This window comes from Mesorhizobium kowhaii, from assembly GCF_042431665.1.
GTDB lineage: Bacteria > Pseudomonadota > Alphaproteobacteria > Rhizobiales > Rhizobiaceae > Mesorhizobium > Mesorhizobium kowhaii.
The window spans coordinates 131340-154488 of record NZ_JBHLYT010000044.1 but is presented as its reverse complement, the minus strand read 5'-3'; the positions used below and the strand labels follow the sequence as shown (position 1 = coordinate 154488).

Here is a 23149-nt window from a genome sequence, read left to right as displayed (position 1 = left end):
CCAGTCGATGCAATGCCGAATAGCGCGACAGAGCACCCTTGCAAAACCAAAACTTTCGCGTGTGCCGAAAGACACTCCGAATACATAAGTCGGCTAATAAATGAAAAACGCCGGCTTGTCAGCGGCAATTGCTCACGGCGGTGCTGCCGATTATCTGCGTGGTGCAGCCTGGCTTGAATTGTGGCACCACCGGTTGCGGCTGCTGGACGATCTGGCGGTCCTGGGCACGATACTGCTGCTGTTGCTGCTGGTATTGCTGCCGCTGCACCCTGTTCTGCAGGATTTGCAGGTCGTTCTGCCGGATCAGTGCGTTGTTGCCGGTGAGGGAATTGAGGGCCTGCGCGGAAGCGGGCAGGCAAACGCCGACCAGCATCGCCGTGGCCAGCATTGCCGATGTGAAAACCATCGATGGTCGAAGCGCCGTCATCCGCTCATTCCCGCGTGAAAGAAATCATGGCCTTAATATAGGGCGTCTGTCCGGCTGTGCCATATCTCGGCGCTGATCGAAGCGACCGCGGCGGAGAATCTGCCTGGCAACCCCGCATTGCACTTGACGGAAGCGGCCGATTCGCCGCTCTATCGGGCCGGCGCCGGCCTTGAGCGGAATGGCGTCAACGGCGCCGACTGTTCGTCAGGTATGATGGCGCCTCCGGCGAAACGGTTAAACAGCACGCGATCGGTGCGTCTCTCAAGGTCAGCATCCAGCTGGCCCAGGCGGAGCCGGGCGGGAGGGGTCTTGATGAGGAAGTACGCGTATTTCGTGGCAGTGCTGGGTGTTGCCTGCGTCGTCGGTGTGCCGGCCGTGGCGGCGCAAACCAAGACCGACAAGGCGGTGGTGGCGCCCGCCGCCGATGCGCCGCAACTGCCTGGCGGAGCGTCGGCGCTGTCAGAAACCCATGGCGACTGGACGGTCAATTGCCAGATATCAGGCGCGACCAAGACCTGCAGCCTGTCGCATCAGCAATTCAACAAGCAAAACAACCAGCGCCTGCTGGCGATCGAGCTGTCGAGCAAGACCGGCGACGATGCCACCGGTACGCTCGCGCTGCCGTTCGGCCTGGCGCTGGCCAAGGGTGTCAGCATGTCCATCGACGACCAGAAGCTGGATGGCAGCCTGCCGTTCAACACCTGCCAGGTTGTTGGCTGCCTGGTGCCGGTGGCGTTCGATGCGGCTCTCACGCCGCTGCTGAAGTCAGGCACCACCCTGAAGATCGATGCCTTCGCGGCCGACACCGAACAAGCGGTGAGCTTTTCCATTCCGCTCAACGGTTTTGCCGGCGCACTTGCCCGAACCGCGGAGCTTTTGGCCAATTGACCGCGCAGAGCCGGATGACCTGAAGCGCGCCGCCGTTCCGGCGCCACTAATCAAACGACGATCGTTTTCAACCGTTCGGCGATCAGGGCGGCGAGCCGCGCAGCCACCTCGTCCTTGCTCATCTCGGGCCATTCCTCGACGCCGGCCTTGGACACGATCCGCACCCGATTGCGATCACCGCCCATCACGCCCGAAGGACCGATGCCGCTTTCGTGTGACACGTCGTTTGCAACGATGAAATCGGCGCCCTTCTTGCGAAGCTTGGCCTCGGCGTTGCGCAAGAGATCTTGTGTCTCGGCGGCGAAGCCAATCACAAGGCCGGGTCGCTGGCTGTGATGGCCAACCCCAGCGAGAATGTCGGGATTCTCGACCATGCGCAGCACCGGCGGTCCTTCGCCCGCGACCTTCTTGATCTTCTCACCGGCCGAGTTCTCGCTGCGCCAGTCGGCAACGGCGGCGACGAACACCGCCGCGTCCGCAGGCAGAAGCTGCTCCACCGCGTCGCGCATCTCTTGCGCCCGTTCGACATGGATGGTCTTCACGCCGGCGGGATCGGCAATGGTGACCGGACCGGAGACGAGCCGCACATCGGCGCCGAGCCTGGCCAGTGCCGCCGCAATGGCATGGCCCTGCTTGCCCGACGAACGGTTGGCGATATAGCGCACCGGGTCGATCGGCTCATGCGTCGGGCCGGAGGTGACGATGATCCTGCGTCCCGACAGCGGCTTGGGGCTGACATCGAGCAGCGCCTCGATGGCGGCGACGATCTCCAGCGGCTCGGCCATGCGACCTTCGCCCGCCTCATGGCTTTCGGCCATCTCGCCTTTGGCCGGACCGACGAAGGCAATACCGTCCTTGCCTAGCGTCGCGCGATTACGACGTGTCGCCGGATGCGCCCACATTTTTGGGTTCATGGCTGGCGCCATCAACACCGGCTTGTCGGTGGCGATCAGCACCGTCGAGGCAAGATCGTTGGCATGGCCGTTGGCAAGCTTGGCCATCAGGTCGGCGGTGGCGGGCGCCACCACCAGCAGGTCGGCCTCGCGCGACAGCCTGATGTGGCCGACATCGTGTTCGTCATTGCGGTCGAACAGTTCGGTGAAGACATGGTCGGCGGAGAGCGCGCCCACCGACAGCGTGGTGACGAATTCCTGCGCGGCTGATGTCATGACCACCCGCACCGCAGCGCCTCGCTCGCGCAGCCGGCGGATCAGATCCAGCGCCTTGTAGGCGGCGATGCCGCCGCCGATGATGAGCAGGATGCGCTTGCCGGAGAGGCTGCCGCGCGGCACGATCTTGCCTGGCGCCGCAGCGATTGGCACCGCGAGGTTGTGCGAACTGGTCAGGTCGCGGAGGGTTTTCTCGATCTGGTCGATGCGACCCACAGGACCGATCTGCCCGTCAACGGCGGCTCGGATCATGACCCGCGCCTGCTCCTCCATGGAGCGGTCGTTTTCCGCCGCCAGGCGGCGCAGCAGTTCCTTGACCTCATCGTCCAGGTTGCGGATCGTAATGCTGGCCATATGATTGCACCCGGCTGCGGCTTCCGATCGCAATGATAGCAATGCAATCAGATCGCTGCAAGTTGCGGAACCGAATCCCGATGTGGCTGGGCGCTATACGAGCTTCCAGGCGATATAGACCAGCGTTAGCGCGATCACCCACAGTGCCAGGCGGCCGGAGCGGCTGTAGCGCGCCTCAGCCTTGCCGATGGCGCGGGCGGTGGTCTCGTCGAAGCGCAGGCCGTGCTCGGCCATCAGGTCGATCTCGCGTGATAGCCGATCGGTGCGCGCCGCAAGTTCGGGCGCCTGGCGGGCCAGCGTCAGCAGCGCCTTGGCGCCATCGCGTGCATCGATCATCATGCCACGCGGGCCGAGATTGCCGGCGATCCAGCCGCCAACCACCGGTTCGGCCGTCTTCCACATGTTGAAGGCCGGGTCGAGCGTGCGTGCCACGCCCTCGACCACCACCATGGTCTTCTGCAGCAGGATCAATTCCGGCCGCGCCGCCATGTCGAAGAGTTCGGTCACTTCGAACAGCAGCGTCAAAAGCTTCGCCATCGAAATGGTCTCGGCTGGCTGGCCGTGGATCGGCTCACCGATCGCCCGGATTGCTTGCGCGAAGGCCGCGACATTGTGCTGGCGCGGCACATAGCCGGCCTCGAAATGCACTTCGGCGACACGCAGATAGTCGCGCGTGATGAAGCCGTAGAGGATTTCGGCGAGGAAGCGGCGCTCCTTCTTGCCGAGCCTGCCGGCAATGCCGAGATCGACGGCGACGATGGTGCCGTTTGCTTCGACGAACAAGTTGCCCGGATGCATGTCGGCGTGGAAGAAGCCGTCGCGAAGCGTGTGGCGCAGGAACGACTGGATGAGGTTGGCCGCGATCGTCTTCAGGTCATGACCGGCAGTGGCAAGGCCGGCAATGTCGTTCATCTTGACGCCGTCGACCCACTCCATGGTCAGCACGTCGCGGCCGGTGCGCTCCCAGTCGACGGATGGCACGCGAAAGCCGGGATCATCCCTGGTGTTTTCGCCGAGCTCCGAAAGGGCGGCCGCCTCGAGGCGGAGATCCATCTCGACCTTGGTGGTCTGCGCCAGCGTCTCGGTGACCTCGACCGGTCGTAGCCGGCGCGACGACGGGATGTATTTCTCCTGCAGGTGGGCCGCGAGGAAATAGCTTTCGAGATCCTGGAAGAAGCGGCGGCGCACGCCCGGCCGGATCACCTTCACCGCTACCTTTGTGGCTATGCCGTCATGGACCGTGTCGGCAGCATGGACCTGGGCGATGGAAGCGGCTGCGACCGGGTCGCCGAATTGCGCGTAGAGATCGCCGACCTTGCGCCCGAGCGAAGCCTCGATTGCCGTGATCGCCTCGGCTCTCGGAAAGGTGTGCATCTTGTCCTGCAACATGGCGAGATCGAGCGCCATGTCGTTGCCGACGACGTCGGGCCGTGTCGCCAAGAACTGGCCGAGCTTGACATAGGACGGCCCGAGCCGGACGACCGCCTTGGCCAGCCGGTCGCTGCGCTCATAGGCCAGCGCGCGGCGGCGGGTGAACAGCCGCGCCAGGCGCCAGCCGAACTTCGGCAGGCCGGACAATTCCTCGCCCGGCAAGGCGGCGACGACGCCTTCGCGCACCAGCACCCAGCCGGCCCGCATGAGCCGAAATCCAGCGCTGACGGTACTCATGGCCGTGCCCGTCCTACCGGTTCTTCGAACCGGCATAGCGCACATCGACTGTGAGAAATGCGGTCCAGCCTCAAAGCTTCCAGCCCGAATGAAGTGCCGCGATGCCACCGGAATAGTTGCGGAAGGAGACGCGATCGAAGCCGGCTCGGGAAATCATCGTCGCGAAATTCTGCTGGTTGGGAAACCTGGCAATCGATTCGACCAGATAGGAATAGGGTTCGCCGTCGCCGGTGACCATCTTGCCGATCTTTGGAATGGCGTTGAACGACCAGGCTTCGTAGGCCTTGTCGAGCAGCGGCATCTCGACTTCGGAAAATTCGAGGCACAGGAACCGGCCGCCCGGCTTCAGCACGCGGAACGCTTCACTGAGCGCGACATCGATGCGCGGCACGTTGCGAATGCCGAAAGCGATGGTGTAGGCGTCGAACGTAGCGTCGGCAAAGGGCAGTTCCTCGGCGTTGGCCTCGACGAAGTCGGTGTTGCCGGACAGGCCTTTCTTCTCGGCACGGTCGCGGCCAACGGCAAGCATCGAGCCATTGATGTCGAGCACGGTGGCATGGGCATTGCCGTGGCTGGCATCGACGATGCGGAAGGCTATGTCGCCGGTGCCACCGGCAACGTCGAGCACGCGCCAGCCCATCCTTTTTGGAGGATTGAGCCAGGTGACCATGGCATCCTTCCACAGCCGGTGCAGGCCAGCCGACATCAGATCGTTCATCAGGTCGTAGCGGTTGGCGACCTTGTGGAAAACATCGTTGACCAGGGACTGCTTGTCGCCAGCCCCTACACGCTTGAAACCATAGGAGGTTTCCATGCCGCCCGCGGCCGTGGTTCTCTCAACTGACATTTTTTTGATCCGTCATAAAACCGGCGGGACCATAGCCGATCGATGGTGCGGGCGCTATTGTTTAAGGCGCGGTGTTCAGCCGCGCTTCCAGGTGTTGGGTTTTCAAGACCTGGACTGACAGACGGGATGATTGAATGCCTTTGAAAGCGGAATTGCACTGCCACATTGAAGGGGCAGCGGCGCCCGAACTCGTCATCCGCCAGGCGCAGAAATACGGCAAGGATACCTCGCCCTATATCCAGGACGGTTCCTTCGTCTGGCATGATTTCACATCCTTCCTCGCGGCCTACGATTTCTCCTCCGATCTGTTCCGGACGGAGGAGGACTATGCGCGGCTGGCCGACCATTATCTGACCAGCCTCGCCCGCGACGGTGCCATCTATTCCGAGGTGTTCACTTCGCCCGACCATGCCAAGAAGGCCGGGCTGTCGCCCAAGGCCTATACAGACGCGCTTGGCGAAGGCATGGCCCGGGCCAAGGCCAAGACCGGCATCGAGGGCCGCATGATCATCACCGGGGTGCGCCATGTCGGCGTCGAGTCGATCGAGCAGGCGGCGCGCTTCGCGGCGCGCTGCGGGCATCCGCTGGTCACCGGCTTCGGCGTCGCCGGCGACGAGCGCATCGGCGACATGGAGGACTATGTCAGGGCCTTCGAGATCGCGCGCGAGGCCGGGCTCGGCATCACCATCCATGCCGGCGAACTGACAGGCTGGGAGACCGTCAAGGCGGCGCTTGATCACATCCGTCCCTCCCGCATCGGCCATGGCGTGCGCGCCATCGAAAACCCGGACCTTGTCCGGCGCATTGCTGATGAGGGCGTCGTGCTGGAGTGCTGCCCCGGTTCCAACATCGCGCTCAAGGTGTTCGACAGTTTCGCCGACCACCCCTTTCCGACCCTGCAGGCGGCCGGCTGCAAGGTGACGCTCAATTCCGACGATCCGCCCTATTTCTGGACCTCGCTGAAGCGCGAATATGACATCGCCGCCGAGCATTTCTCGATGAACGAAAAGGCGCTGACTGCCGTCACCAGAACGGCCATCGAGGCCGCTTTCGTCGACCGAAAGACCAAGACCGCGCTTCTTGCCCGCCTCAACGGCGCCGCTCGCTGATTTCTTCCGACAAAGCTGTGGTCGGTGCAGGCCAAGCGGTTCCTTGGCCGGCGCATTGCCGCTAGGGTTCGCTCAAGCAGCTTGAAGCGCGGTGCGTCCGAGAGGACCATGCGTGCACTTTCGGGCGCAGGCATCAGGAGAACACCATGCAGGGCGTCACCGTCGTCGACCATCCGCTTGTCCAGCACAAGCTGACCATCATGCGCAAGAAGGAGACCTCGACGGCCGGCTTCAGGCGGCTGCTGCGCGAGATCTCGCTGCTGCTCGGCTACGAGGTCACCCGCAACCTCGAACTGACGACGACATCGATCGAGACACCGATGGAGACGATGGAAGCGCCGACGCTGGAGGGCAAGAAGCTGGTCTTCGCCTCGGTGTTGCGCGCCGGCAACGGCTTGCTGGAAGGCCTGCTCGACCTGGTGCCGGCGGCCCGCGTCGCCCATGTCGGCCTCTACCGCGATCACGAAACGCTGGAGGCGGTCGAGTATTTCTTCAAGGCGCCGAGCGACCTCGCCGACCGGCTGGTTATCGTCGTCGATCCGATGCTGGCCACCGCCAATTCGGCGATCGCGGCGGTCGACAAATTGAAAGAGCGCGGCGCCACCAACATCCGCTTCCTCTGCCTGCTGGCGGCACCCGAAGGCATCGAGCGCTTCACCAAGGCGCATCCAGACGTTCCCGTCTTCACCGCCTCCATCGACCGCCAGCTCAACGAGAAGGGCTACATCATGCCCGGCCTCGGCGATGCCGGCGATCGTATGTACGGGACCAAGTAATTTACCAATTGTTTACGCAAAGGCGTGGTTTTGGCGCACGTTAAAGCGGCAAACACCATGCGGGCTTAAGGATCGGCCGTCACGAAGGCCGATCCATGCTGCGCAAGCTTCTCATCCTTGGCGTTTTCGCCGGTACATCGGCATCGATACCGATCGTGTATCAGTCGAATCCGCAAATCATCGAAAACCTGCTGAAATCGGCGGCGACGAGCAAACCTGCGGTCGAAGTCCAGCCGGACGTCAATCTGGCATCGGTGCCCGGCAAGCCGGCCACGCCGCTGGCGCTTGGCCGCAAGGTCATCGTTACGGCAGACGAGCGCGGACATTTCTCGTCGGCCTTCAAGCTCAACGGACGTCAGGTCGACGGCATGGTCGACACCGGCGCCACGCTGGTTGCCATCAACACCTCGACGGCACGCAGGATCGGCCTGTCGCTGAACCCTGCCGACTTCAGTCACGAGGTCAGCACCGCCAATGGCTCGATCAAGGCGGCCGTGGCAATGATCGACCGCCTGCAGATCGGCAGCATCACGGTCAACGACGTCCAGACCATCGTGCTCGACGACAGGGCGCTGCACACCAATCTGATCGGCATGAGCTTCCTCAATCGGCTTGGCAAATTCCAGGCTGAGAACGGCACGCTGCTTCTCGTTCAGTAGCGAGAGCATTCCAGGAAAGTGTGAAACGGTTTTCCGTCCGGAATTGCGATGACCCGCTCTATCCGCGCGGAAGAATCCGCCGGATGACCGACTTGTCGGCGGCCGGCTTCGAAGCCCCAATCGCATAGGCCGAAATCACGGCGGCGGCGGCCGCCTCGGCATCGGCCAATGAGCGGGCATGGACCAGCGCCAGCGGCTCGCCAGTCCGAACCTCCGCGCCGACCGGCAGCAGCCTGGTGATACCGACCGCGGGGTCGACCTTGTCGTCCGGCCGCGTGCGTCCGCCTCCCAGGCCAACCACCGCGAGCCCGATGTCGCGGGTCGCTATGCCGGTGACGAAGCCGTTTTCGGACGCCTTGACGGCAAACTCGGTCGCCGCTTTCGGCAGGTATTTTTCCGGCTTCTCGATGAAATCGGCGGGGCCGCCGAGCGCGGCGACCATGCGCGCGAAAGTGGCGGCGGCGCGGCCGCTGGCAAGCGTCTCAGTGGCGCGCCGCATGCCATCCTGGTTGGACGACACCAGTCCTGCCGACTGCAGCATCTCGGCGGCGAGCGCCAGCGTCACGTCTTCCAGCCGACGATCACGAAGACGGCCGGTGAGGAAATCGACGGCGTTGCGCACCTCGACGGCGTTGCCGGCGGCCGACGCCAGCGGCTCGTTCATGCCGGTGATCAACGCCGAGGCCTTCAACCCGGCACCATTGGCGATCTCGACAAGGCTGCTGGCGAGTGCGGTCGCATCGCGTGACTTTTCCATGAAGGCGCCGTTGCCGACCTTGACGTCGAGCACCAGCGATTGCAGCCCGGCCGCCAGCTTCTTCGACAGGATCGAAGCGGTGATCAGCGGCACCGATTCGACCGTGCCGGTGACATCGCGGATCGCGTAGAGCCGGCGATCGGCCGGCGCGAGGTCGGCGGTCTGGCCGATGATGGCGCAACCGGTTTCAAGCACAGCCTTGCGAAACAGCGCGATATCGGGCTGGCTGGCATAGCCGGGGATGGCATCCATCTTGTCCAGCGTGCCGCCGGTATGGCCAAGGCCACGGCCGGAAATCATCGGCACATAAGCGCCGCAGGCGGCGACGATCGGCGCCAGCATCAGCGAAACATTGTCGCCGACGCCGCCTGTCGAATGCTTGTCGGTGACCGGGCCGGGCAGGTCCGACCAGTCGAGCACGTCACCGGAATCGCGCATCGCCAGTGTCAGCGCCACGGCCTCGTCGCGGCTCATACCGTTGAAGAACACCGCCATGGCGAAGGCGCCGACCTGGCCGTCCGAAACGACCCCTTCGGTGACGCCCTCGACGAAGCCGGCGATCTCCTGCGCCGACAGTTTCAGGCCATCGCGCTTGCGTCGGATGATTTCCTGGGGAAGCATCAGCTCTCCAGCAGTCCGTCGCGGAACACGCGCTGCAGGATCGTCGCCAGCCGCGCGCCACCGACCGGCGCCATGTCCTTGGTCTCCTGGTGCGAAAGCTCGGCGCCGGTCATGCCGGCCGCCAAATTGGTGATGACCGAGCAGGCGGCGACGCGCAGTCCGAGGAAGCGGGCAAGAATGACCTCCGGCACGGTCGACATGCCGACCGCATTGGCGCCCATGATGCGCGCCATGCGGATTTCGGCGGGGGTTTCGAAGCAAGGGCCCGAGAACCACATGTAGACGCCCTTGTGAAGTGCTGTGCCGGTCGCCTTCGCCGCGCGTTCGATCGTCTTGCGGATGCCGGCGTCATAGGCTTCGGTCAGGCCGACAAAGCGGCGGTCGCTGGGCTCGCCAATCAGCGGATTGGTGCCCGAGAAATTGATGTGGTCCGATATCAGCATGACCGAGCCCGGCGGCATGTCGGGATCGACCGAGCCGGCGGCATTGGTGAGGATCAGTTTCGTGATGCCGATACCGGCAAGCACTTCCAGTGCCGGCCGCATCGCAGCCGCGTTGCCGTGCTCGTAGTAGTGGGCGCGGCCGGACAGCATCAGCACCGGCACGCCGGCAAACAGCCCCGCCACCACTTCGCCGGCATGGCCGGTGACGCCGCTTCTGGGAAAGCCCGGCAGGTCGGCGTAGGAAACGCGGATCGGATCCTCGATCTGGTCGACCAGCCCGCCCAGGCCCGAACCCAGCACCAGTGCGGTCGACGGCGCAAGGCCGTCCAGCCGTTCGACGAGATGGTCCAGCGCCTTTTCCGTCATTGCAGCCAACTCTTCATTTCAGCCAGTTCTTCATTTCAACCAGGTCTTCATTTCAAAATGTCGCCGCGGAAACCGTAGGGCAGCATCTCGCCCATGGTCACGGTCTCGGCCACGCCGGCATTGTCGCAGAGATAGAGTTTTGTTTCCGGCCGGCAGAATTCGGCCAGCCGCTGCCGGCAGCCGCCGCAAGGCGAGCATTTCGCCATGCGTTCGGCAAGGACGGCGATTTCCACGATCTTGCCGCCGCCACCCATGATGTAGTGACCAAGCGCGGTGGTCTCGGCGCACCAGCCTTCCGGATAGGAGGCGATTTCGACATTGGCGCCGGCAAAGACGCGCCCGTCCTCGGTGCGCAAGGCGGCGCCCACCGGAAACTTCGAATAGGGCGCATAGGCCTTGGACATGGCAGCTTTGGCCGCTTCGAACAGATCATGCGACATTAGTTCGTTCTCTCCGATGATCATGTCCAAAACCCGGCACTCCCGCTTAGAGCGCGTCGCGTCGAAACGGATTCTTGCGACGTGCTTTAAGTCCTTTTTCTACGCATGTCGTTGTCTCAAAACCGGGGCCACTTTTGAGCGACATGCCTTGGCCTGAGCCGAGCTCAGCGTTCCTTGACGTAAGGCACGCCGCCGGCGCGCGGCGGGATCGCCTTGCCAATGAAACCGGCAAGCAGGATGACGGTGAGGATGTAGGGCAGCGCCTGCATGAACTGCACTGGCACCTTGCCGATGATGGGTAGCGGCGAGCCTTGCAGGCGGATCGACAGTGCGTCGAGGAAACCGAACAGCAAGCAGGCGAACATGGCGTTGACCGGCTTCCATTTGGCAAAGATCAGCGCCGCCAGCGCGATGTAGCCCTTGCCGGCGGTCATGTCCTTCACGAAGCCGCCATTCTGCACCATCGACAGATAGGCGCCGGCGATGCCGGTCAGCACGCCGGTGCAGATCAGCGCCCGGTAGCGCAGCCAGGCGACGGAAATGCCGGCGGTGTCGACCGCGGCCGGGTTCTCGCCGACGGCGCGCAGCCGCAGGCCGAAGCGGGTGCGAAACAGCACCCACCAGGTGAACGGCACCATCAGGAAAGCGAGATAGACCAGGATCGAGTGGCCGGAGATCAGTTCCGAATAGATCGGCCCTAGGATCGGCACATCGTGGATGGCACCGGCGCCAGGCCACGTGATGGCCTCGAAGCGCTCACCTGGTTGCAGCGCAGGCGTGCGCCCGCCTTGCTGGAACCAGGCCTGGCCGAGGATGATGGTCGATCCGGCGGCGATGAAATTGATCGCCACGCCGGAGACGATCTGGTTGCCGCGATGGGTGATCGAGGCAAAGCCGTGGATCATGGCAAACGCGACCGAGATCAGGATGGCCATGCCGAGGCCGAGAAAGGCCGAATGGAACACGGAAGCCGCCGCCGCACCCGCGAAGGCGCCGACCAGCATCTTGCCTTCGAGGCCGATGTCGAAGATGCCGGCGCGTTCCGAATAGAGGCCGGCGAGGCAGGCGAGCAGCAGCGGCACCGAGAGGCGGATGGTCGAGTCCAATGTCTGGACGATTGCGTTGAACACATCCATTTCAGGCACCCTTCCCCTTGACCGCTTCCATGCCGACCGATCGCGGACTGAAAGAGGCGAACAGCGCCTGAATGTAAGGCCGGAACATGTGCTCGAGCGCGCCGGCGAACAGGATGACCAGACCCTGGATGATGACGATCATGTCACGGCTGATCGCCGGCATCTCGAAGGCAAGCTCGGCGCCGCCCTGGTAGAGCATGCCGAACAGGATCGCCGCCAGCACGATGCCGATCGGGTGCAGGCGGCCCATCAGCGCCACGGCGATGCCGACGAAACCGGCGCCGGAGACAAAGTCGATCGCGACATTGTGCTGGTCGCCCATCACCGGATTGAGCGCCATCATGCCGGCCAGCGCGCCAGAGATCATCATGGCGGTGATGATGATGCGGGTTTCCGAAATGCCGGCATAGCGCGCCGCCTTCGGGCTGTGACCGTAGGTGCGCATCTCATAGCCGAGCTTGGTGCGCCAGATCAACAGCCAGACCAGGAAGGCCATGATCAGCGCCAGCAGGAAGGAAATGTTGAGCGGCGCCGAACGGATCTTGGCGCCGAACAGCTCGATGATCCAGTTGAGCTTCGGCAATTCCGCGCCCGCGAGGAAGTTGCGAGTCTGCGGCGCTTGCGATGCTGCCGGCTTCAAGGGGCCAACCAGCAGGTAAACCATGATCGAGGCGGCGATGAAATTAAACATGATGGTGGTGATGACGATGTGCGAGCCGCGCTTGGCCTGCAGATAGGCGGGGATAAGCCCCCACAACGCGCCCACGACCGCCGAAGCGACGATGGCCAGCGGAAATGTCAGCCACCACGGCAGCACACTGTCGAAGGAAAGACAGACGACGGCGATACCGAGGCCGGCGATGTAGGCCTGCCCCTCGGTGCCGATGTTGAACAGGCCGCAATGCGCTGCCACGGCCACCGAAAGCCCGGTAAAGATGAACGTGGTGGCATAGAAGAGGGTGAAGGCAATGCCTGTTCCCTTGCCGAAGGCGCCCTCGACCAGGATGACGGCGGCGCGGAACGGGTTCTCGCCGACCAGAAGCACGACGAAGCCGGCGACGACGAAGGCGACGAACAGGTTGATCAGCGGGATCAGGCCGTAGTCGGCCCAGGCCGGCAGTTTGGCGTAAGGCGTGCTCATTGGGCTGCCTCCTGATGCTCGACACCGGCCATCAGCAGGCCGAGCTCGCCTTCGGTCGCTTCCGGGCCGCGCTCGCCGACGATGCGGCCAGCAAACATCACCAGGATGCGGTCGGCGAGCGAACGGATCTCGTCCAGCTCGACCGACACCACCAGCACCGCCTTGCCCTGGTCGCGCATGGCGATCAGCCGCTTGTGGATGAACTCGATGGCGCCGACATCGACGCCGCGCGTCGGCTGGCCGACGATGAGCACGCCGGGGTCCTGTTCCATCTCCCGCGCGAGCACGATCTTCTGCTGATTGCCGCCGGAAAAATTGGCGGTCTTCAATCGGCAGTCGGTCGGACGAATGTCGTATTTGGCGATCTTGTCCTTGGCATCGTTGCGGATGGCATCGATGTTGAGGAAGGGTCCTTTCAAATAGCGGGGGTCGTCATGATAGCCGAGAATGGAATTCTCGTTCTCCTCGAAGGCCAGCACCAGCCCGACATGATGGCGATCCTCCGGCACATGGGCGAGGCCGCGGTCGCGCAGTTCGCCGGGATCGGCGGCACCCGTCAGGTCGATCGGCTTGCCGTCGAGCATGACCGAGCCGGAAACGGCGTGCCTGATGCCGGAAATCGCCTCGAGCAGTTCGGATTGTCCGTTGCCGGCGACGCCGGCAATGCCGACGATTTCGCCGGCGCGAATGTCGAAGGAGATGTCGTCGACCATGGTGACGCCGCGTGTATCCTTCACCGTCAGGTTCTTGACCGCGAGCTTGACGGCGCCGGCTTCGGCCTCGCCCTTTTCGACCCTGAGTAGCACGCGCCGCCCGACCATCAGTTCGGCCAGCTCCTCGACGGTGGTCTTTTTGGTCTCGCGGGTCGCCACCATCGTGCCCTGGCGCATCACCGACACCGTATCGGTGATCGCCATGATCTCGCGCAATTTGTGGGTGATCAGCACCACCGTCTTGCCCTGTTCCTTCAACTGCCTGAGGATGCGGAACAGATGGTCGGCCTCGGCTGGTGTCAGCACGCCCGTCGGCTCGTCGAGGATCAGGATCTCGGCGCCGCGATAGAGCGCTTTGAGGATCTCCACCCGCTGCTGAAGGCCGACCGGCAGTTCCTCGATGATCGCATCGGGATCGACTTCCAGCCCGTATTCGCGTTCGAGGCGTTCGAGTTCGGAGCGCGCCTTGGCGATGCTTCGCTTCAGCAGTGCATCGCTTTCGGCACCGAGGATGACGTTTTCCAGCACCGTGAAATTGTCGACCAGCATGAAATGCTGATGCACCATGCCGATGCCGAGCGCGATGGCGTCATTGGGGGTCTTGATCGAGGCCGGCTGGCCGCCGACGCGGATCTCGCCGCTGTCGGCCTGGTAGAACCCATAGAGGATCGACATCAGCGTCGACTTGCCGGCGCCGTTCTCGCCGACAATGCCATGGATGGTGCCGCGTGCGATCTCCAGATTGATGTCGCGGTTGGCGCGCACGGCGCCAAAACTCTTGTTGATGCCGATCAACTCGATTGCGGCTTGCGCCATGCAGCCTGTCCCACTCTTATTTTTTATCGCTTGGTCAAAACGCCTAGCATGACACTCCGCCCGTGCCAATTGGCGGAGCATTGGTCACTCTCGACAAATCCCGGTGCGCTTGTCAATTTCCAACGTGGCCGGGGCCTTCACATTCGCTAATATGGCGAAGCCGAAATTCGTATCGCGGCGCAACGTATTGCAGTGCGAGGCATCGCGGCGAGAGACTGGGGATTTGAATGATCATGCCTGCCGACCGGCTGACGACGCTGGAGATCCGCGCCGCCGAACAGGAGAAGACCATCGAGGAACTGTCCGGCCAGATCGCCGAGCAGTGGAAGGTGATCGAGCGCATGCAGCACAAGCTCGACGCGCTGACCGACCGCTTCCTGGCGCTGGAGGAGCAGGCGGCGCCCGACGTGCCTGTAACCAAGCCGCCGCACTGGTGAGGAAAAAGGGGGGGAAGTCATGGCCAGTGAAAGCGATCGCACCGCGCGGGCCGGCGACTATGTGCTCGGCCTGATGAACGACGCGGAACGCGAACGGGCCGAGCGCGACCTAGAGATCGACCCTGCCTTCCGCGACGCGGTCGTGCAACTTGCCGAACGCATGCACGTCTTCGACCGTGCCGAACCGGCTGATGGCGAAGAGCGTTGGAACCAGATCACCCAGCGCATTGCCGACCTGCCGCAGATGCGCACCTCTGGTCTGGGCGGCAACAATGCCAAATCACCGACGGTGATCCGAAGCCTGTCTCGGCGCCCGTACGGCATCGGCCTGCACGCGCTCGGAGGTCGGCGCGGATTTGCCGTCGCTGTCGGGCTGATCGTCGCCTTCGCGCTGGGCTACCTGACGAGCAAGCTATAAGGCCAACGCAATACCGCCGGGCTTGTGCCCGGCGGTTTGCAGGTCATGGCTGTATGTCGCGCCGCTCAATAAGGGCAGGCGTTGTCGGCCGTGTAGTCGTGCACCTCGAGCTTGCCGGCGATGATGTCGGCCTTGGCCCTTTCGACCGCCGCCTTCATCTCGTCGGTCACCAGCGCCTTGTTGTTGTCGTCCATGGCGTAGTCGACGCCGCCTTCCTTGAGGCCGAGATTTTGCAGGCCGCCCTTGAAGGTACCGTTCTTGCCGTCCATGAAAGCGGTGTAGACGGCAACATCGACGCGCTTCATCATCGAGGTCAGCACCTTGCCGGGCTGCAGGCCGTTCTGGTTGGAATCGACGCCGATGCCAAGCTTGCCGGCATCAGCCGCCGCCTGCAGCACGCCGACGCCGGTGCCGCCGGCCGCGGCGTAGACCACGTCGGAGCCCTGGTCGATCTGCGTCTTGGCGATTTCACCGCCCTTCGCCGGGTCGTTCCAGGCAGCCGGCGTGTCGCCGGTCATGTTCTGGATGACATCCGTCGCACCGGCCGACTTGGCGCCGCCGACATAGCCGCATTCGAACTTGCGGATCAGCGGGATGTCCATGCCGCCGATGAAGGAGACCTTCTTCGACTTTGAAGCCATCGCCGCCAGGATGCCGACGAGGTAGGAGCCTTCATTCTCCTTGAATACCAGCGAGCGGACATTGGGCAGATCGACGGCATCGTCGATGATGGCGAAGTTGAGGTCAGGATATTCGGCCGCGACCTTCTTCAGTGCATCCTCCCAGGCAAAGCCGGCCATGACAATCGGGTTGCGGCCGTCCTCGGCGAAGCGGCGCAGCGCCTGCTCGCGCTGCGAGGCGTTGGACACCTCGAACTCGACATAGGCGACGCCGGTCTCTGTCTTGAACTTCTCGGCGCCATGAAAGGCAGCCTCGTTGAAGGATTTGTCGAACTTGCCGCCGAGATCATAGAGGATGGCCGGCTGGACATCCGCGGCGAAAGCCGGAAGAACCATTGCGGTTGCGGCCAGGAGGCCGAGAACGATACGTTTCATGTGATCCACACCCTGTCGGTTATTTTTTCCGTTACGCGCCGCATGCTGCCCGGTTCTCCGGCAGGCATGCGACATCAGCCAGGAGTGTATTCCCCTCCCGCTCGGCGGCAATCTGGCACGGCCCGGAACAAAATTCACGCGGAATTTTGACCTTTTGGAAAAGCATGGCGCGGGGAGACCGCACCGCAGCTCGATCTTTGCGCCAAAGGCTTTAGGCGGAGATGGCAGCCGGGATGCAAGGGATGCCGGTGCCTTTGAGGTTGCAGTAGCCGTAAGGGTTCTTCGCCAGATATTGCTGGTGATCGGCTTCGGCGAAGTAGAATTCAGGCGCCGGTGCGATCTCGGTGGTGATCTTGCCATGGCCGGCACCGCGCAAGGCGGTTTCGTAGGCATCGCGCGAGGCGCGCGCCGCCCGCAATTGCGCATCGCTGAGTGTGTAGATCGCGGAGCGGTAGGTGGTGCCGATATCATTGCCCTGGCGCATGCCTTGCGTCGGGTCGTGGCTTTCCCAGAACAGCTTCAGAAGCCCGGCATAGGAGACGATTTTGGGATCGTGGACGACCAGCACCACTTCGGCATGGCCGGTGAGGCCGGTGCAGGTTTCCTGATAGGTCGGATTGGGCGTGATGCCGCCGGCATAGCCGACCGCGGTGACCCAGACGCCGTCGAGCTGCCAGAACAGCCGCTCGGCGCCCCAGAAGCAGCCGAGCCCGAACATCGCCGTCTCAAAGCCTTCGGGGTAGGGACCCTTGAGAGGCTTTTTCAGGACATGATGCCTGGATGCCGTCGGGATCGCCCGGGCACGGCCCGGCAACGCCTCGGACGGTTTCGGCAGATTGAGCTTCTTGTTCAGCATGTCGCTGAGAAAGAACATGCGCGGTCTTCCCTCTCTGGGGGACGTAGGGACTGGATCAGGTGGCGGCGAACTGTCCCGGGCGTCGTTGCCGCCTGTAGCCGATAGCATAGAGCAGGAGGGCCAGCACCGCGAACACGGCGAAGCCCGGCTGGTCGAGCACCCAGGCGATGGCGCCGTCCCACAGCAGCGCACCGGCTTTGGTTCGCACGAAGGTTTCGAAGGCGGCCCGCGTGTCCGGCGAGACCGCCAGCCAGCTTGTGTCGAGCGGGGTCAGCACCAGCGCCGAAGCCGCCACGGTGCGCGTCGCATCGAGCACCGCCATGATGACGGAAATCGACAGCGCGACCATTGCGGCAAGACGAAAGACGAAGCGAAACATGCGGAGACCTTCCCCCGGGCCAGTCCTCAAGCTCCTCCCGAGGGCCTTCCGGTTCCAAGACGAGAAATAGAGTGCGCATGCCTGGTTCGCAATCGCCATACGCGAATTTGAAGCCCGGCCTATGCCACCGGCTTGCGTTTGCGCCGATGGACGCGCCAGACGGCAAAAAGGCCACCACCGATGGCGCCGACGACCAGCCCGGCCAGCCCGATGAACAGGGCAAAATAACCGCAGCCGCCTTCGAAGCAGCTCATGTCGGTGGCCTCCGCAATCCCCTCACCGGCGAAGAATCCGCCCACGGCGCCGATGACCGCGCCGAGGATGATGCCGAGCAGGGCGGCGAGGATCGAGACGACGACAGGCGGGCTTTCGGTTTCCGGATTGGCGTAGACAGAATCTGCTTCGGAACCGCGGCGCAGCAAATAGATGCAGAGAATCCCGATGGCGATTTCCGCAGCGGTGACGGCAAGCGCCTGGCCCGAGAAGACGAAATCGGAAATCGTGAGCACATAGGCCTGCCTCGCCAGCAGCCAGATGATGGTGGCGATCTGCCAGATGGTGAAATGGCGTGGGAAGCGGGCCGAGCGGCCAAAGGCGAGGCCGAGCAGGTAAAGCCCCCACAGGATGGTGATGATGTCGACGGCAAGCCCGCCATAGATGAGATAGAAGACGCTGTCCGGCAGGCCATAGTCGCCGACCACTCGCCAGGCCGATATCAGGCCGTAGACGGACCACGCCATGACGAAGACGAGCCAGCCCGGCGGCACAAAGGACAGGCCGCTGTCCGGCCGCCTGGCTGGCGTCTGTCCATTGCTCGATGTCATGTCCAGCCCCCCAAGGCCTCTGCATCACTCGACAGACGGCCAGCGGCGAAGTCAAGCGCGGCCAGCCTTGCGGCCTTGCCTGTGCACATCATTCGGATGGCGGCGCCTCAAAACCGGTGCGGCGGCAGCCTCGCGAAACGCTGTGTGGCCGGCAAAGCGAATAGACTGCCGTTATGGCTTGGCATTCGGCGCCGGATCGACTAGATGAGCCCCGCGCCTGTTGCTTCGACGGCTCAGGTGCAGGGGAAGGGCGTTCGCTGGTTGGCGGCGCCGGCGCGGGGTTCCACGCCACCGCCCCAAGGGAGGTGCATCTCCCCAACCCGCGCGGCGAAACCGGCCGGCGCGACATGCATGGACGGAGAGGTGGCCGAGTGGTTGAAGGCGCACGCCTGGAAAGTGTGTTTACGGGAGACCGTAACGCGGGTTCGAATCCCGCTCTCTCCGCCAGCCCATTTTTGGTCCCCCAATGAGTAACAATATCAACACTTTGTAGCCACTCCGCCAAAGCGCGGTCCCCCAGCTTGGTCCCCCAAGATAGTCGCTAGGCATAGGCGGGGATCGGCTCTCCCATCATCCCCTTACCGCTGTACGGGCTTCCCTGAGTCACACAGGCAGCATCGCATCGCGCACCCTTGGCCCGTCATCCGGTGGCCAGCGCAGCGGCCACAACAAGCAGCCCCCGATGGCGAACACCTTGAGAATGAATAGCTGGTCGGGCTAGTCGCCCTCCGCTTGGTTGGATAATCTGTCGCGCCGCTCGCCCTCCCCTAGGTACAACGGCTCGCCGTGGCCGAAAGCGATCCCGGCGGGTCAAGGGACTAGGCGAACGGGTTGTCTGAGTAAGGAGGCTTGCCAGTCGGATTAGCATGCTTGAACTCCTCCCTACGAGCCTGGAGGGCTTCCCACACATATTCATCGACCGTGAACGGCACCGAGAGGGCTGAGAGAGACTGCCCTGGTCGAGCCGCAAGGTGGATCAAACCTCGCCCTATCAGGCTAGCCGCATAGCCACCGTTGATGTTCGAAACGAAGTGCCGCTCATTGCGCGTTACGAGAAAGGCGAGGATGTTGCGCTCCCTTGCCGTCAGTTCGTTCAAACTTGCAGCCGCCGCTGCCTTATGTGCCGATCGTGATCTAATCTCGGCGAGCTTGGAACCTATCCACCGAACACCGCCCCAAGTGGCGACTGCCAAGTTCATCAGGGTGAGACTTCCGAACACCGCAAGTCCGACTCTAGCGAACGACATTACGGTCGGATCGATACCGGAGAATGTGGTCACTCCGATCACTGGTGCGAGGACGAGGATAGCGCAAGCCAGCGCGAGGCCAGCTATTAGGCTGGCACGAAGCCCAAGCGCCTGCACGAACCACCCAAGGTCTGGCAAATCTCCCCCCTCGCTCAGCGTATCATTGCGTTCCCGAGCTGTTTTCGCGTGCACCTTTTTGTCCGCGCCGTCAACGCCTCCTCTGCCTAGTTGGCTGACAGCCTCTGCCGGACTCATAGCGGGCCGCCGAGGAGCGCTTGGCGGGACGGGACTGCGCGGTGCACTCGCGGGCCGTGGCGCTGTACGGGCTTCCCTGAGTCGCTGAGAGGCACGGGCTCGGAGGCTGGCCGTGAGCGGGGAGTGGCATCGCCCCATCATCTCCCCTGATACCAAGCGGACCCACGATGCCGACACCCAATGCCGCCGCCTGATGCCCTGCCCGATGCCGCCCCATCGTGGCTGGCACTGCGCAGCGAGACCCCGTTGACTGCCCGGAGGATAGGCCGCGCGGTGTAGCATCTGGGGCCCTGGGCGGCGGGCTGTAGGTCTGTGCCTCAAGCGATTGGATGGGGCTACTGATAGGATCGCTCGGGCGCCCCTTTCCTGCCACAATTGGGCTAGGCGGGCTGGTCGAGGGCTAGGTGAGCGCCCTGTAGACGCTGCGCTCGCTGATGCCAAGCTGGGCGGCGATGGCGGCGCGGGTCATGCCGTCCGATGCCAGCGACTTGATGGTGCCTTGCTGGGTCATGGCGGTCGGCTTCCTGCCCGTATACTTCCCTTCGCCCTTCGCCTTCTCAATGCCCGCTCGCTGGCGCTCTAGCATCATGGTCCGTTCGAACTCCGCGAAGGCCGCGAACATGGCCAGTTGCAGCCTCCCGGTGGCGGAGCCCGTGTTGATGGTCTCCCCTGCGAAGTCGAGGATGCGGAGGCCGATGCCTCGCTTGTCCAGATCGTCCACCACCGCAAGCAGGCTGCGAAGGTCACGCGCTAGGCGGTCCATCTTGGTGACAACCAGCGTGTCGCCCTCCCGGAGGAAGCGCAAGGCTTCGTCCAACTGGTCGCGCTGCTTCGCCCCCGAGGCGTGTTCGCTGAACACCTTCTCGCAGCCCGCCACCTTGAGCGCTACAAGCTGGGCCTCAAGCCCTGCCGTCTGGTCCGTGGTGCTGGTCCGTGCGTATCCTGTGAGCATCGCTGAGGCCTCTCTGTGGCTGCCAATTGGGTCTAGAGCCCAAGCAATAGAGCTGCCATAACTCGAAGTCAACCCTATTGGCAGAACTATTCGAGGCGGAACCTGACAGGCTGCGCGGGATGACAGAACCTTGCCCTATTGGCAGGACCGCAATGCGCCGCAATGCGCCTTAAAGAGGAGGGTGCTCCCATCACAATCCCCCGCGCTGCCGGATGCTTGCCCGGATGTCTGGCCCGATGACACCCCCGGTTTCGTTCTGGGGCCGCTCCCGCAAAGCTTTCGTTAGGGTCCCATAAACTGGGAGGCCATGGGGGGAAATCGCGCCCGCTGTCACCTATATTGGACCCCTCGCGTAATCGGCACCCGATTGGCGTCCAGTAACCGCCCGAGCGGGCATACCGGATGGTGGCCTTGAGGAGGGGGAGTGGCCTTGCTCCCTCATCTCCCCTTGCTACCGGATGGATACCTGGAGCGGCAATACGGTACTCGGGGCAGTCACTTTCAGCACTAAGGCCGGGAGGGAACCCTGAGCGACAAAAGGGGAGAGGAGGATCAATCTCCCCTCTATCCATCCAGTCAGCTACCAGTAGGCTCTCTTGGGGCTATCTACTTAATGGAGCCCCCCTAAGTACAAGCACTATTCGAACTGATTTCATTAGGTTTTTCGGCCTGAGGCTGGGCCTGTCGGGGGCCTCCAGCGGCTCTCTACCTAATGGCGGCCCCCCAAGTGCGTGGACTATTCGGCGGCCATCATGCGGTCATGGCGCACCCCGGCTAGCCACGGCTCAAGGCCTTTGCCCTCGCGGCGGTCGCTTAGGAACCCGGAAGCCTCGAACGGCTCCAGATGGTCCAGCACGAAGTTGATGGCGGCGGTGTCGTCGGTGATGAGCGTGGCGGCGGTCGGCAAGGTGTCAGTGGTCATCGGTCAGGCTCTCCTTATTGTGGTGGATGGGGTGGCAGCTTGACGGACTCCACCAAGGCCCGCTTCGCTTTCTCTGGGTCTTTCCCCGCGTAGCCCATCATGGCGAGGTCGAGGGACTTAGGCCTTTCGCTTTCGGTGTGGCCGATCACTGCGGGGAATGTCCATTCGTCAAAGCCAGCATTGCCTTCCAGCATGGCGGCTCGCGCCTTGTGGATGAACCAGCGGCGGAATGAGTGGAAGTCAACGTTGGACTTGGGCTTGCCATTGGGCCGTTCGTCCACCTTTTGCTTGCGGCGGTAGCGAGTGAACTCCTTTGAGGCGGGATCGGAGCGGCTTTCCCTCGACGCGGGAACATCGGGCAGTCCGTCAATCAGGAAATCGCTGGACAACTTGCCTTTGGTCCGCCGCGCCATGATCGCCGCAAGCCCGGTGTGGATGGGAACGTGACGCTTGGCCGCTTCGGTCTTGCCCGCTCGGACATTGAATGCACCGCCCTCACAGTCCACTAACCGAAGTTGGCATACCTCTTCGATCCGCATCCCGCTTAAGGCAGCAATGCACATTAGGTCCGCAAGGCGTTCACTGGCGGGACCGTATATGAGCCTAGCTAGTTCGGCGTCGGTATAGGCCCGCTTGTCGCCATCCGGCTCGGCGTCTCGGCTTGGGCGGAGCGCGGCGGGGAGGTCCTGGCCAACCCAAGGGTTATCACTCACATGGCCGCGCTGCTTGAGCCACTTCCAGTATTCCCGGAGGAAGCCCAGATAGGCGGCGGCCTTGTCACGGCTTCTGCCGACTGTGAGGTGCTGATCAATGAAGCGCCCAGCCGTCTGCCGCGTCACGGCCTCGACGCTGGCCGCTCGGTGGTCGGCCTTGAGCCAATCCACAAGCCAGCCCAGCACTCGCTCGAAGTCTTGCACTGCGCCCATGCTGTAGGTCGCCTTGTGCGCCTTGAAGCCATCCGCATGGTGGTCAAGCGGCGTCGCCTGCCCACTCGCCACCTCATAGAAAGCTTTGGCGCGGTCGGCCCCATGCGTCACCTCCAATTGCTTGGCGCGGTCGTGGATGTGGTCCTGCGTCCCCTGCTCGTCCCTGTGCAGCCGGTTGCGGAGCGCCTCGGCCTCAAGCGGATCGTTGGTGGTCAGCGCACGGTTGGCGGCGGCCAAGAGGGCCTTGAAGCGCTCCACTACGGCCCACTTGCGTTCATCGGCCTGCTTGAGGTCGGCGGTGTGAAGGGGCTGCTTGAGCTTGGTCCTGCCGATGATGTCGCGTAGCTTGGCCGGAACCTTCACCACAACTCGCCATTGCTGGCCGTGCCACTCTAGGAACTGCTTTGGATTGGCCATCGGTCCCCCACATTGGTCCCCCAGCAAGGCGGGTGAATGGCTTGAAAGTCAAGGGCCACAAGGGGTCAAGCGATGCGGGGGAGAGTTTCCCGCTCTCTCCGCCACCATCGTTCGACAACGCATTGAAATCG

Annotated in this window: 24 protein-coding genes and 1 tRNA gene; 8 read left to right on the top strand and 17 right to left on the bottom strand. The window is 63.4% G+C overall.

Annotated features, from left to right (window positions below; genetic code table 11):
* The first annotated feature begins 100 nt into the window (after positions 1-100).
* Together ACFFNA_RS24850 and ACFFNA_RS24845 are read left to right on the top strand one after the other, a co-directional pair.
* Positions 101-445 carry a hypothetical protein gene (locus ACFFNA_RS24850; RefSeq protein WP_378922364.1) on the top strand — a complete coding sequence of 115 codons (345 nt, stop codon included), beginning with the start codon at positions 101-103 and terminating at the stop codon, positions 443-445.
* 294 nt (positions 446-739) lie between these two features.
* Positions 740-1315 (top strand): invasion associated locus B family protein, encoded by a 576-nt coding sequence (locus tag ACFFNA_RS24845; RefSeq protein WP_378922362.1) that lies wholly within the window; start codon positions 740-742, stop codon positions 1313-1315.
* A 50-nt stretch (positions 1316-1365) separates the two neighbouring features.
* Here ACFFNA_RS24845 and coaBC read toward each other — a convergent pair whose 3' ends face one another.
* The 3 genes from coaBC to ubiE all read right to left on the bottom strand — a co-directional run bounded on the left by coaBC (position 1366) and on the right by ubiE (position 5353).
* Positions 1366-2838, bottom strand: coding sequence for a bifunctional phosphopantothenoylcysteine decarboxylase/phosphopantothenate--cysteine ligase CoaBC (coaBC, locus tag ACFFNA_RS24840; RefSeq protein WP_378922360.1), 1473 nt, complete (start codon positions 2836-2838; stop codon positions 1366-1368).
* A gap of 93 nt (positions 2839-2931) precedes the next feature.
* A complete protein-coding gene (gene ubiB, locus ACFFNA_RS24835) occupies positions 2932-4506 on the bottom strand; it encodes a 2-polyprenylphenol 6-hydroxylase (protein ID WP_378922358.1) in 1575 nt (524 codons plus the stop codon).
* A 70-nt stretch (positions 4507-4576) separates the two neighbouring features.
* On the bottom strand, positions 4577-5353 hold the full coding sequence (gene ubiE, locus ACFFNA_RS24830) for a bifunctional demethylmenaquinone methyltransferase/2-methoxy-6-polyprenyl-1,4-benzoquinol methylase UbiE (protein ID WP_111548752.1): 777 nt from the start codon (positions 5351-5353) through the stop codon (positions 4577-4579).
* A gap of 134 nt (positions 5354-5487) precedes the next feature.
* Between ubiE and ACFFNA_RS24825 the strand changes: the two genes are divergently transcribed.
* From ACFFNA_RS24825 to ACFFNA_RS24815, 3 genes are all read left to right on the top strand, one after another.
* The gene (locus ACFFNA_RS24825) at positions 5488-6462 is read left to right on the top strand and encodes an adenosine deaminase (RefSeq protein WP_378922356.1); all 975 of its coding nucleotides are present in this window, start codon (positions 5488-5490) and stop codon (positions 6460-6462) included.
* A 146-nt stretch (positions 6463-6608) separates the two neighbouring features.
* Positions 6609-7238, top strand: a complete 630-nt coding sequence (upp, locus tag ACFFNA_RS24820) for a uracil phosphoribosyltransferase (protein WP_111548750.1) — start codon at positions 6609-6611, stop codon at positions 7236-7238.
* 95 nt (positions 7239-7333) lie between these two features.
* Positions 7334-7897 carry a TIGR02281 family clan AA aspartic protease gene (locus tag ACFFNA_RS24815; RefSeq protein ID WP_378922353.1) on the top strand — a complete coding sequence of 188 codons (564 nt, stop codon included), beginning with the start codon at positions 7334-7336 and terminating at the stop codon, positions 7895-7897.
* Positions 7898-7955: 58 nt separating this feature from the next.
* Here the strand turns inward: ACFFNA_RS24815 and deoA are convergent, their stop codons facing one another.
* The 6 genes from deoA to ACFFNA_RS24785 all read right to left on the bottom strand — a co-directional run bounded on the left by deoA (position 7956) and on the right by ACFFNA_RS24785 (position 14330).
* On the bottom strand, positions 7956-9275 hold the full coding sequence (deoA, locus tag ACFFNA_RS24810) for a thymidine phosphorylase (RefSeq protein ID WP_378922351.1): 1320 nt from the start codon (positions 9273-9275) through the stop codon (positions 7956-7958).
* Positions 9275-10084 carry a purine-nucleoside phosphorylase gene (locus tag ACFFNA_RS24805; protein ID WP_378922349.1) on the bottom strand — a complete coding sequence of 270 codons (810 nt, stop codon included), beginning with the start codon at positions 10082-10084 and terminating at the stop codon, positions 9275-9277. The genes deoA and ACFFNA_RS24805 overlap by 1 nt, the downstream gene beginning before the upstream one ends.
* A 47-nt stretch (positions 10085-10131) precedes the next feature.
* On the bottom strand, positions 10132-10524 hold the full coding sequence (gene cdd, locus ACFFNA_RS24800) for a cytidine deaminase (protein WP_378922608.1): 393 nt from the start codon (positions 10522-10524) through the stop codon (positions 10132-10134).
* Between the two features lie 164 nt (positions 10525-10688).
* On the bottom strand, positions 10689-11660 hold the full coding sequence (locus ACFFNA_RS24795; protein WP_111548745.1) for an ABC transporter permease: 972 nt from the start codon (positions 11658-11660) through the stop codon (positions 10689-10691).
* Between the two features lies 1 nt (position 11661).
* The gene (locus tag ACFFNA_RS24790) at positions 11662-12801 is read right to left on the bottom strand and encodes an ABC transporter permease (protein WP_378922347.1); all 1140 of its coding nucleotides are present in this window, start codon (positions 12799-12801) and stop codon (positions 11662-11664) included.
* Positions 12798-14330 (bottom strand): ABC transporter ATP-binding protein, encoded by a 1533-nt coding sequence (locus ACFFNA_RS24785; RefSeq protein ID WP_378922345.1) that lies wholly within the window; start codon positions 14328-14330, stop codon positions 12798-12800. Before ACFFNA_RS24785 ends, ACFFNA_RS24790 begins: the two co-directional genes overlap by 4 nt.
* 230 nt (positions 14331-14560) lie before the next feature.
* Here ACFFNA_RS24785 and ACFFNA_RS24780 point away from each other — a divergent pair, with 230 nt between their 5' ends.
* Both ACFFNA_RS24780 and ACFFNA_RS24775 read left to right on the top strand, forming a co-directional pair.
* Positions 14561-14767, top strand: coding sequence for a SlyX family protein (locus ACFFNA_RS24780; protein WP_378922606.1), 207 nt, complete (start codon positions 14561-14563; stop codon positions 14765-14767).
* Positions 14768-14786: 19 nt separating this feature from the next.
* A complete protein-coding gene (locus ACFFNA_RS24775; RefSeq protein WP_378922343.1) occupies positions 14787-15185 on the top strand; it encodes a hypothetical protein in 399 nt (132 codons plus the stop codon).
* Positions 15186-15250: 65 nt separating this feature from the next.
* Here the strand turns inward: ACFFNA_RS24775 and ACFFNA_RS24770 are convergent, their stop codons facing one another.
* The 4 genes from ACFFNA_RS24770 to ACFFNA_RS24755 all read right to left on the bottom strand — a co-directional run bounded on the left by ACFFNA_RS24770 (position 15251) and on the right by ACFFNA_RS24755 (position 18299).
* Complete coding sequence (locus tag ACFFNA_RS24770) at positions 15251-16240, bottom strand: BMP family lipoprotein (protein WP_378922341.1); 990 nt, start codon at positions 16238-16240, stop codon at positions 15251-15253.
* Between the two features lie 211 nt (positions 16241-16451).
* Entirely contained in the window at positions 16452-17114 is a 663-nt protein-coding gene (gene msrA, locus ACFFNA_RS24765) for a peptide-methionine (S)-S-oxide reductase MsrA (protein WP_378922339.1), read from the bottom strand.
* A gap of 37 nt (positions 17115-17151) precedes the next feature.
* Positions 17152-17475: a hypothetical protein gene (locus tag ACFFNA_RS24760; RefSeq protein WP_378922337.1), complete on the bottom strand. Its 324-nt coding sequence runs from the start codon at positions 17473-17475 to the stop codon at positions 17152-17154.
* Between the two features lie 119 nt (positions 17476-17594).
* Complete coding sequence (locus ACFFNA_RS24755) at positions 17595-18299, bottom strand: hypothetical protein (protein ID WP_378922335.1); 705 nt, start codon at positions 18297-18299, stop codon at positions 17595-17597.
* A gap of 357 nt (positions 18300-18656) precedes the next feature.
* Between ACFFNA_RS24755 and ACFFNA_RS24750 the strand changes: the two genes are divergently transcribed.
* A tRNA-Ser gene (locus ACFFNA_RS24750) sits at positions 18657-18746 on the top strand.
* Between the two features lie 371 nt (positions 18747-19117).
* On the opposite strand, the gene ACFFNA_RS24745 is transcribed toward ACFFNA_RS24750, so the two are convergent.
* The 4 genes from ACFFNA_RS24745 to ACFFNA_RS24730 all read right to left on the bottom strand — a co-directional run bounded on the left by ACFFNA_RS24745 (position 19118) and on the right by ACFFNA_RS24730 (position 23018).
* Positions 19118-19801: a hypothetical protein gene (locus ACFFNA_RS24745; RefSeq protein ID WP_378922333.1), complete on the bottom strand. Its 684-nt coding sequence runs from the start codon at positions 19799-19801 to the stop codon at positions 19118-19120.
* A gap of 400 nt (positions 19802-20201) precedes the next feature.
* Positions 20202-20753, bottom strand: coding sequence for a recombinase family protein (locus ACFFNA_RS24740; RefSeq protein ID WP_378922331.1), 552 nt, complete (start codon positions 20751-20753; stop codon positions 20202-20204).
* Between the two features lie 736 nt (positions 20754-21489).
* Positions 21490-21675 (bottom strand): hypothetical protein, encoded by a 186-nt coding sequence (locus ACFFNA_RS24735; protein ID WP_378922329.1) that lies wholly within the window; start codon positions 21673-21675, stop codon positions 21490-21492.
* Between the two features lie 14 nt (positions 21676-21689).
* The gene (locus ACFFNA_RS24730; RefSeq protein ID WP_378922327.1) at positions 21690-23018 is read right to left on the bottom strand and encodes a DUF6538 domain-containing protein; all 1329 of its coding nucleotides are present in this window, start codon (positions 23016-23018) and stop codon (positions 21690-21692) included.
* Between the last annotated feature and the right edge of the window lie 131 nt (positions 23019-23149).